This is a genomic window from Sorangium sp. So ce176 (assembly GCF_051519835.1).
Taxonomy (GTDB): Bacteria; Myxococcota_A; Polyangia; order Polyangiales; family Polyangiaceae; genus Sorangium; species Sorangium cellulosum_G.
In genome coordinates this window covers 8,819,295-8,827,156 of record NZ_CP150371.1, presented here as the reverse complement: position 1 = coordinate 8,827,156, position 7,862 = coordinate 8,819,295, and the positions used below count along the sequence as shown (strand labels likewise).

General features: G+C 72.3%; 7 protein-coding genes. 3 read left to right on the top strand and 4 right to left on the bottom strand.

What is annotated here, in order from left to right:
• Window positions 1–42 precede the first annotated feature (42 nt).
• The gene (locus WMF42_RS33335; RefSeq protein WP_061618793.1) at window positions 43–384 is read left to right on the top strand and encodes an HU family DNA-binding protein; all 342 of its coding nucleotides are present in this window, start codon (window positions 43–45) and stop codon (window positions 382–384) included.
• 389 nt (window positions 385–773) lie between these two features.
• Here WMF42_RS33335 and WMF42_RS33330 read toward each other — a convergent pair whose 3' ends face one another.
• On the bottom strand, window positions 774–1,391 hold the full coding sequence (locus WMF42_RS33330) for a hypothetical protein (protein WP_437686927.1): 618 nt from the start codon (window positions 1,389–1,391) through the stop codon (window positions 774–776).
• Between the two features lie 219 nt (window positions 1,392–1,610).
• Window positions 1,611–1,820, bottom strand: a complete 210-nt coding sequence (locus tag WMF42_RS33325; RefSeq protein WP_233561170.1) for a hypothetical protein — start codon at window positions 1,818–1,820, stop codon at window positions 1,611–1,613.
• A gap of 347 nt (window positions 1,821–2,167) precedes the next feature.
• Here WMF42_RS33325 and WMF42_RS33320 point away from each other — a divergent pair, with 347 nt between their 5' ends.
• On the top strand, window positions 2,168–2,989 hold the full coding sequence (locus WMF42_RS33320) for a hypothetical protein (protein WP_081426228.1): 822 nt from the start codon (window positions 2,168–2,170) through the stop codon (window positions 2,987–2,989).
• A gap of 80 nt (window positions 2,990–3,069) precedes the next feature.
• Here WMF42_RS33320 and glyA read toward each other — a convergent pair whose 3' ends face one another.
• Both glyA and WMF42_RS33310 read right to left on the bottom strand, forming a co-directional pair.
• On the bottom strand, window positions 3,070–4,341 hold the full coding sequence (glyA, locus tag WMF42_RS33315) for a serine hydroxymethyltransferase (protein ID WP_437686925.1): 1,272 nt from the start codon (window positions 4,339–4,341) through the stop codon (window positions 3,070–3,072).
• A complete protein-coding gene (locus WMF42_RS33310; protein ID WP_437686923.1) occupies window positions 4,338–5,672 on the bottom strand; it encodes a dihydrolipoamide acetyltransferase family protein in 1,335 nt (444 codons plus the stop codon). Before WMF42_RS33310 ends, glyA begins: the two co-directional genes overlap by 4 nt.
• A 363-nt stretch (window positions 5,673–6,035) precedes the next feature.
• Between WMF42_RS33310 and WMF42_RS33305 the strand changes: the two genes are divergently transcribed.
• Window positions 6,036–7,853: a glycosyltransferase family 39 protein gene (locus WMF42_RS33305; RefSeq protein ID WP_437686921.1), complete on the top strand. Its 1,818-nt coding sequence runs from the start codon at window positions 6,036–6,038 to the stop codon at window positions 7,851–7,853.
• The last annotated feature ends 9 nt before the right edge of the window (window positions 7,854–7,862 follow it).

Below are 7,862 nucleotides of genomic sequence, written 5' to 3'. Positions count from 1 at the left end.
CGGCGAGGTGTCGCGCGCGAGCTCATGTCCCAGGAGAGTGCCATGGCGACCAGCAAGAAGACGGCCGGGGGCGGCCCGAAGAAGACGTTGAGCAAGAGCGGCCTGATCCAGGCCATCACCGAAGCTGCCGGTGATGAGCTGAGCCGCAAGCAGGTGAAGAACGTTCTCGAGTCCCTGATCTCGATCGGTCATCGTGAGCTGAAGAAGTCGGGCGTGTTCACGCTCCCCGGCTTTGCGAAGTTCCGGGTGGTCAAGCGCCCTGCGACGAAGGCGCGCCAGGGGATCAACCCGTTTACCAAGCAGCCGATGACCTTCGCTGCGAAGCCGGCGAGCAAGTCCGTCCGCGCGCGGCCCATCAAGGCCATCAAGGACGCGCTCCTGTAGGCTCGCGGTTCTCCCCGCGGAGCGCAGGGCGGTCACGGCGACGTGGCCGTTCTCGCTCCATGCCCTCCACGGCGCCGTCCGGCGCCCTTCTCGGTCTCCAGGCCGCTCGACACAGGGTGGACTCCCTTGACGGACGCTCGACCCCCGGAGGGGGCGTTCGGCGGCCCGTACGGGCATGGTCCGGGCTGCCGGTAGAGCTCTCTCAAAGGACGGTAGGCCCCCGGAGCGGGGGTTCGGCGGCCGGTACGGGCGTGGCCCGGGGCTGCCGGTAGAGCTCTCTTATAAGGACGGTAGTCCCCCCGGAGAGGGTGTTCGTGGGGCCGGTCAGCCCGGAACCACCTTGTCTCCCGCCGCCGCCGTCCCCCGGCCTCCCGGCCTCAGCAGTCGCCTTACTTCTTGCGGCTGTAGGCCTGCGCCGCCACCGGCCCCGACCCGGTGCGCGCCTTGACGACCAGCTTGGCCGTCGCCGGGAGCGGGAAGGGCCATTGGTAGCAGTTCTGCTTGGCCCCGATGGCCGCTGTCGGCCCCGTATCCGAGTCGACAGCGAGCACCGGTTTCAGGTTGAACGCCGCGAGCCCCGGCTGTCCACCCGCGTTGAGGTCGATCTCGAGCTGGAGATCGACCTCGGTGACCGTGGGCAGCGCCTGCGCCAGGAACGTGTAGCAATTGCCCGGCTGGAGCATGAAGGTCTGCCCCGAGGCCGTCTGCCCCTCGGGCACCACGTTGCACACAGGCGCCCCTTCCGGCTGCATCCTCGGCGCCTCGCCCGCGGCGCGGCCCTGGAACATCGTCGTCATCGCGAGCGACTGGACTCCATCACAGGGCGACGTCGTGGGCACCGCGACCGGGGGCAAGCCGGCGTCCGGGGGCGGGACGGACGCTGTCGGCTGCGGAGGCGGCAGTGCCCCCGCGTCCGGCGGGTCGTCGGCGAACTCCGACTCCTTGCTGCCGCCGCCGCAGCTCAGCGCCGCCGCCGAGAGGGCTGCCGCCGAGAGCACCAAGAGCACTGCTGAACCCAACGACCTACCCGTCACCGTCATCTGCGGCCTCCTCGCGCACAGCCCTGCCGCACGCCGCGGCTCCTGGCTCGGAAAGCTGTGCCCGCGGGCGCTCATACACCCGACAGGGGCCGAGGGCTATGTGCGAGACGCCCTGCGCAGGCGCGCGAGACGCCCTGCGCAGGCGGGCCGGCGCGGGCGGCGCCGCGCGTCGCACCTGCGCGCCGCTCAGCCGCCGGCCCCGCCCACGAGCTCGCGCAGGACGCACATGCGCGCGACGAGGAGCGCCTCGGGCCGGATCGCCCGGTCGAGGTACGCAGCCGAGTTCGCCTCCGTCAGCGACTCGCGCAGCATCCCCTGGTCCAGGAAAGCGACAGCGCGCCCGAGGTGCAGCCGCGCCCTGTCGGCCGCGAGCCCCATGCCAGCGCTCGCCAGCATCTCCCGTTCCAGGAACCACCGCGCAAACTCTCCGGGACGTTCGAACTTCGCACGGGAGCCGTGGTCGGTCATGCCGTAGGCTACCTCACTTTTTTCCTCGAGCCAGCCGAGCCTGGCCGCCGTGATCCGGGAAATCGTGGCAGAAACAGCACCAATTTGCCGGGCGGGCGCGATGAAAGCGGGGGCGTGACCCGTCCAAAGCGATATCCGGCGGACGGCCGTCGGGGCTCGTTCATCGGGCTTCGGGGGCGTTGCTCCGGGGAGCTTCCCCGCGAGTGACCCGTTGCGTCGCGCGCCCGTCAGTGAGATTGAACGCGGCGTTCTGCCGGAAATTGGAGGAGGTTCTTTTGCTCCGTACGATTGGCGTCCTGTCAACCATGGTCCTCACCGCAGCCCTCGCTGCTGGTTGTCAACAGCGAGAGGCTTCCCCGCCGCCGAACTACGCGAACCAGCCGCCGCCCGGCTACGCCCCGCCCCCTGGCGGCTATTACCAGCAGCCTGGGTACCAGCAGGGGTATCCGCCGCCCGGGTACCAGCAGCCACAGCAGGGGTATCCGCCGCCCGGGTACCAGCAGCCGCAGCAGCCGGACTACCAGCAGCCGCAGCAGCCCGCGCCGACGACGCAGCAGCCTGCCCCGCAGCAGCCCGGCGCGGCGCCCTCGGCGCAGCCCGGCGGCTTCCCGTGGCCGTTCCCGCTCCCCGGCCAGACGACGACAGGCGGCCAGCAGCCCGCCCCGAGCGGCAGCGGCACGAGCACAGGCAGCGCGTCGCCGATCGACCCGAACTTCGCGTCGGCCGCGACCATCCCGCTCAACAACCTCGCCGCGACAGAGGCGCAGGGCATGACGAAGGAGGGGGGGCCGATCGCGGGCCAGTTCAGCGCTGGACAGACGCTGGAGCAGCAGATCCAGCTCATGCCCGGCAAGTGCTACACGATCCTCGGCGTCGGCGCGGGGATCACCGAGCTCGACATCAGCCTCGTCGCGCTGACCCCGATCCCGATGGGCTCGTCGGAGCTGGCGCGAGACACCCTGACCGGCTCGAACGCCGCGCTCGGCGGCCGGGGCAATTGCTTCCGCTGGTCGCTGCCGGTGGGCATCAACGCCAAGTACATCGTCAAGGCCACCGCCGGCGCGGGCATGGCCGCCGCGCAGCTCTACGTGAAGTGACGCCGTAGAAACGCCGAGGACGCCGGGAGAGACCTCTCCTCGGCGTCCTCGTCCGGCGCGCCTCGCGGCTCGCCGTAGCCCTACAGCCGGATGCCTGGCGCAGGGAAGCCGCGGCAGAGCTCCGCGACCTCGGCGGCGATGCGCGCGATGCGCGCCTCGTCGCTGATGTTCTGCGCCACGTCATCCATCCACGCCGCCAGGCGCTCCATCTCGGCGACGCCCATGCCGCGCGACGTCACGGCCGGCGTGCCGATGCGGATCCCCGACGGGTCGAACGGCTTGCGCGGATCGAACGGGATCGAGTTGTAGTTGGCGACGATGCCCGCGCGATCGAGCGCCTGCGCGTACGGCTTGCCGGCGAGCCCCTTCGGGGTCATGTCGATGTTCAGCAGGTGGTTGTCGGTCCCGCCGGTGATGAGCCGGAAGCCGCGCGACTCCAGCGCGCGCCCGAGCGCCTTCGCGTTCTCGACGATCTGCTTCGCGTAGGTCTGGAAGCCGTCCTCCGATGCCTCCTTCGCCGCGACAGCGATGGCCGCCGTCGTGTGGTTGTGCGGCCCGCCCTGGAGGCCCGGGAACACCGCCTTGTCGATCGCGCTCGCGTGCTCCTTCTTGCAGAGGATCATCGCGCCGCGCGGGCCCCGGAACGTCTTGTGCGTCGTCGACGTCACCACGTCCGCGATGCCCACCGGCGACGGGTGCACCCCGCCGGCCACGAGCCCCGCGATGTGCGCGATGTCCGCCGCCAGGATCGCCCCCACCTCGTCGGCGATCGCGCGGAACGCGGCGAAGTCGATGATGCGCGGGTACGCCGTCGTCCCGCACCAGATGAGCTTCGGCCGGTGCGCGCGCGCCAGGTCGCGGACCTGGTCCATGTCGATGCGGTGATCGCTCTCGCGAACGCCGTAGGGGACGCTCTTGAAGTACTTCCCGGTGATGCTCACCGACCAGCCGTGGGTCAGGTGCCCGCCCGCGGGCAGCCCGAGGCCCATGATCGTGTCGTTCGCCTGCGCGAAGGCGAGGTAGACGGCCAGGTTGGCCGGGCTGCCGGAGTAGGGCTGCACGTTCACGTGCTCGGCCCCGAAGAGCTTCGCCACGCGCGTGCGCGCGAGCTCCTCGATCACGTCGACCTGCTGCTGACCCTCGTAATACCGCTTGTGCGGGTACCCCTCGGAGTACTTGTTCGTCAGCACCGAGCCGGTCGCCTCGAGCACCGCCCGAGACACGTAGTTCTCGCTGGCGATGAGACGGAACGTGTCCGCCTCCCGCCGCTCTTCCAGCCGGATCAGCTCGGCGATCTCCGGATCGACCTCGCTCAGCGCTCTCAGGCCCTGCACGTCGCTCTTCGCGTTCATACTTCGAACTCCCCGCGTGTGAGGATGTCGGTGACGCGCCAGAGGAACGAGTTCGCCAACACCCCGTCGATGATGCGGTGGTCGTAGGACAGCGCGAGGAACATGACCGGATGGATCGCGATCGAGTCCTCCTTGTCCTTCGTGACCACCACGACGCGCTTCTTGATCTCACCCATCCTGAGGATGCCGACGTTCGGCTGTGAGATGATCGCGCCGCCGAACAGGTTGCCCTTGAGGCCGGGGTTCGAGACAGTGAAGGTCGTGTTCGCGAGGTCGTCGGCCGTGATCTTGCCCGACCGCGCGCGCCCGGCCAGCTCGTCGATGCTCCTCGCGATGCCGCGCAGCGACAGCTCGTCCGCGTGCTTGATGCTCGGGACGATGAGGCCGCCGGGCGTGTCCACCGCCACGCCGAGGTTGACGTCGCGCAGCACCACGTACGAGTTCTCGAGCACCCGCGCGTTGAACTCCGGGTGCTCGCGCAGCGCGCGGACGGCCGCGGCGCAGATGAAGGACAGGAACGTCAGCGACGCGCCCGCCTTCTTGAACTCGTCCTTGTGCGCCTCGCGCAGCTTCGACGTCTCGTGCAGATCGACCTCGGCGACCGTCACCACGTGCGGCGACGTCACCTTGGAATAGACCATGTGGTCCGCGGTGATGCGGCGGCGCCGGCTGAAGGGCACCACCTTGTCGCCCGGCTTCGGGGTGTAGGGCGGCACCTTGTACGCGCCGAACCCGACCCCGGGGACCGGCGGCACGAACCCGCCGCTCGCCTGGATGAGCTGCGACAGCTCGGCCGCCTGGCTCGCCCCGCCCGCGGGCTGCGGCGCCGCGGCCGGCTGCGCGGCCGGCGCCGGCTCGCCGTGCGCCGCGCGCATCACGTCGTCGTGGGTGATGCGGCCGCGGTCGCCTGTCCCCTGCACGTTGCGCAGGTCGACGCCCGCCTCGAGCGCCAGCTTCTTCGTCGACGGGCTGGACAGCGGCCGGGCGCTCTCCTCGTGCCCGTTGCTGCCCGGCGCCGGCGCCGGCGCGGCGGGCCGCGCCTCGGCCGGCGCTGCGGCGGCCGGGCTCTGGGCCGCCGGCTGCGCCTCGCCCTGCGCCGTCTCGTCGATCTGGCAGAGCAGACCTTCCTTGGCGACGACGGTCCCCTCCGCCACCGCGATCCGCGCGACGCGACCCGCGATCGGCGCCGGGATCTCCGTGTCTGCCTTGTCGGTCGCAACCTCGAGCAGCGGCTGCTCGCGCTTGACGAAATCGCCCTCGCGCACGAGCCACCTCGAGACGGTCCCCTCGAGCACGCTCTCGCCGAGCTGCGGCATGCGAACATCGACCATCGCTTCTCGCTCCTCCAACGCTCGCCGCCGGGAGCGCCCGTTTCTCCGGGCAACGGCGGCACGGTCGTATACGCCGCCCGCCCTTCGAGGGCAACGACACATGTTCGTCCCGTGCGCATCCTTTGCATCATTTGTCAGCATGTCGGCGGAGCGGCGTCCCGGCGTGCGCCACGTCGAGCCGCCGCGCGACCCGGCGCGCCCACCGGAGGCTCGCCCCCGCGGGGCGCCCACCCGCCGCCATCTCCGCCGGCCCGCCAGGGGAGCCTCCCTGGCGACGGCGGGCCAGCCCCGCCGGGACAGCGGGCGCAGGAGGACCGGAATCGTACGTAGACGCTGGCGCGCCCGACCCGGTAAAAGACCCCGGTGCGTGACGTCGCGCCGGATGCGACAGCGGCCCCTTGCCCCCGGGCCACCTCGAGCGAGCCGCTCGCCGCCGGGCCGGCGCGCGTCGCGGGCGCGCAGGCGATCGGCGCGATCTCGGCCGGCGTCATCGCGTTCCTGCTGCTGCAGATCCTGACGTACGGCTACGGCCGCGATCAGGGCATCTACGCGATGGTCGCGCGCGCGGTGCTCGACGGCGGCATGCCCTACCGCGACGCGTTCGACTTCAAGCCGCCCGGCATCTTCCTGATCTACGCGCTCGCGCGCGCTCTCTTCGGCCCGGCGCAATGGGGCATCCGCGTCCTCGAGGTCGTCGGCCTCGTGGGCATGTGCTTCGCGATGGCGTCGCTCGCCGGGCGCGCGTTCGGCGACCGCCGGATCGGGATCGTCGCCGCGGCGCTCGCCGTGCTCGTGCACGCCCAGCTCGATTTCTGGCACACGGCGCAGCCCGAGTCGTTCGGCGGCATGCTCACCGTCTTCGCCCTGCTCGCGGCCACGCCGCGCGGGCGCGCCGGCGCGCCGCGCCCCGCGCCAGGCGCCGCCGCGCTCGTCGCGTCGGGCGCGCTCTTCGGCGCCGCCGGCCTCCTCAAGCCGCCGCTCGCCGGCGGCGGCGTCGTGCTCGCCGTCGCGCTGGCAGCGCCCGCCCTCGCGGAGCTCGCGCGCCGGGCGCTGCGCGGCGGGGCGCGCGCGGTGCAGGCGCGCCGCGCGCGGCACGACGAGGCGGGCGGCGAGGGACAGCGCGCGGGCGCGGAGGCCGCGCGCGCGATCGAGGGCGAGCCGGCGCGCGCCGCAGCCACGGCGCCCGCGCTCCTGTGGGCGGCGCTCCGGCCCGCGCTGCTCGTCGCGCTGGGGGGCGTGCTGCCTGTGCTCGCCTGCGTCGCGTGGTTCGCCGCGGAGGGGGCGCTCGGCGATCTCTGGGAGGTCCTCTTCGTCTTCACGCCGCACTACACAGCGCTCGGGTGGCGCGACGAGGGCGTGCTCGAGATGGCGTGGCACGGCGTCAGCGAGTGGCTCGTCCGGTACTCCGGCCCGCTCGCGCTCGGCCTCTGCTGCCTGCTCGCGCTGCACCCGGAGCGCCGCGAGCGGGCGGGCGTGGCGCTGCTCGCGGGCGTTATCGCGATGCACCTCGTCGGCGTGGTGATGCAGGCGAAGTTCTTCCCTTACCACTACGGCGCGACGTGGCCGCTCACGGCGATGCTCGCCGCGCTCGGCCTCTGGAAGGCGTGGGAGCGCTGCGCCCGGCGCGGCGCCAGGGCGCTCGCGGCGCTCGTCGCGGTGATCGTCGCGGCGGGCTTCGCCCGCTCGGCGACGAAGGACGTGGCCGACGACTACGTCGAGCGCTGCGCCGAGCGCCTCGCGCTGCTCGCCGCGGGCGCGAGGGACCTCGACCGCCTCGATCGCCTCGCGTCGGTCGCGGACGTCAACGCCGCGGCGAACCGCGCTGTCGCCGCGTGGCTGCGCGAGCGCGTCGCGCCGGGGCGGCCTGTGTTCGTGTGGGGCTTCGAGCCGGTGATCTACGACCTCGCCGATCGCCCGCCGGCGACGCGCTACCTCTACAACGTCCCGCAGCGCGCGGCGTGGGCCCGGCAGGAGGCGCGCGACGCGCTGATGCGCGATCTCGCCGCGAGCCCTCCGGCCGCGATCGTCGTCGAGCGCCGCGACGTCTTCCCCTCGGTGACCGGCGACGTGCTCGACTCGCGCGACACGCTGGCCGGGTTCCCCGCGCTCGCGGGGCTCATCGAGGAGCGCTACGAGCTCGCCGTGCTCATCGAGGATTTCGAGATCTACCTCGAGCGCTGAGCGGCAGCC

Bases quoted from the DNA above. Each gene is read 5' to 3' on its own strand.
- WMF42_RS33335 (WP_061618793.1), top strand. From the start codon at position 43: ATGGCGACCAGCAAGAAGACGGCCGGGGGCGGCCCGAAGAAGACGTTG.
- WMF42_RS33325 (WP_233561170.1), bottom strand. From the start codon at position 1,820: ATGCTGGCGAGCGCTGGCATGGGGCTCGCGGCCGACAGGGCGCGGCTG.
- glyA (WP_437686925.1), bottom strand. From the start codon at position 4,341: ATGAACGCGAAGAGCGACGTGCAGGGCCTGAGAGCGCTGAGCGAGGTC.
- WMF42_RS33310 (WP_437686923.1), bottom strand. From the start codon at position 5,672: ATGGTCGATGTTCGCATGCCGCAGCTCGGCGAGAGCGTGCTCGAGGGG.